At 67.7% G+C, this 1,053-nt stretch carries 1 protein-coding gene; it reads left to right on the forward strand.

The genetic code is table 11. The features are described 5' to 3' along the window. On the forward strand, positions 1–1,053 hold a 1,053-nt coding region (locus DPM12_RS22665; protein ID WP_146751950.1), incomplete at both ends, for a polyketide synthase dehydratase domain-containing protein.

Consider the following 1,053-nt stretch of genomic DNA (forward strand, 5'->3'; position numbering starts at 1 on the left):
CACCACCACCGACGCCCACCACTACCAAGAACTGCTCTATGCCCTGGCCGACCTCTACTGCCAGGGCTATGAGCTGGTTGATCCTGGTGGTGAGGTGGATGCGGTTCCGCCGCATGTGGGGCTGCCGACGTATCCGTTTGCGGCTGAGCAGGTGTGGATCGAGCCTGCGGTGTCGGTGGGCTCGGGTGCGCATCTTCATCCGTTGGTGCACAGCAATGTGTCGGATGTGCAGGGGCTTCGTTTCGTGTCGACGGTGTCGGGGCGGGAGCCGTTCGTGCGTGCCGATGGTGCTGGTGATGTGCGGGTGGTGCGTGATGGTGGCGTGCTTGAGATGGCTCGGGCTGCGGTGGTGTTGTCTGACCGTGCGGGTGAGCGGGCGGTGCAGGTGCATGACGTGGTCTGGCATGAGGCGTTGCTGGTGGGTGCTGCGGGCCAGTCGGTGCACGTGGAGTTGTTCGATGGTGCTGGCGCGGATCTGAACTGGCAGGTGTGTGCTGCGGATGCGGACTCGGGTGACGAGGAGCTGGTGCATGCCGCAGGGGCGGCGCGGTTGGTCGAGCGAGACGCCGATGTGCTGGATCTGGGTGAGGTGCGCCAGGTGTGCACCGAGCAGGTGCAGCTGGCGGACACGCCGCGGGTGCACGCGGTGTGGGCGAGCCCGGATCGGTCGGGTTCTGGCTGGCGGGTTCTGATCGATTTGGCGGTCGAGCGTGGGGTGCTCGATCCCGGCGTGGTGATCGTGGAACCGCGGGATCTCGACGCGGTGGTGGCCGCGGTGGCCGCGGCGGCGCCCGAGCCGGTGCATGCCGGACGGATGCTGGCGTTGCGGTCAGCTGAGCTGGCTGCCCGTGGCAGCCGGGTGTGTGTGGCGTCGGTGTCGGTGACCGAGGCGAGTGCCACGCGGCTGGTGCTCGACATCGATGGATGCGACGAGACAGGCCAGGTGGTGTGGCGCCTGCGGGGGCTGGAGTATGGCCAGGCCCGCATCGATGCTGATGATGCGGCGCAGGTGTCGGTGTCTGAGGGTGATGGGGGGCGTGTTGCTGGTCCTGG

Origin of the sequence: Phytoactinopolyspora halophila (assembly GCF_003287285.1) — a bacterium.
GTDB lineage: Bacteria > Actinomycetota > Actinomycetes > Jiangellales > Jiangellaceae > Phytoactinopolyspora_A > Phytoactinopolyspora_A halophila.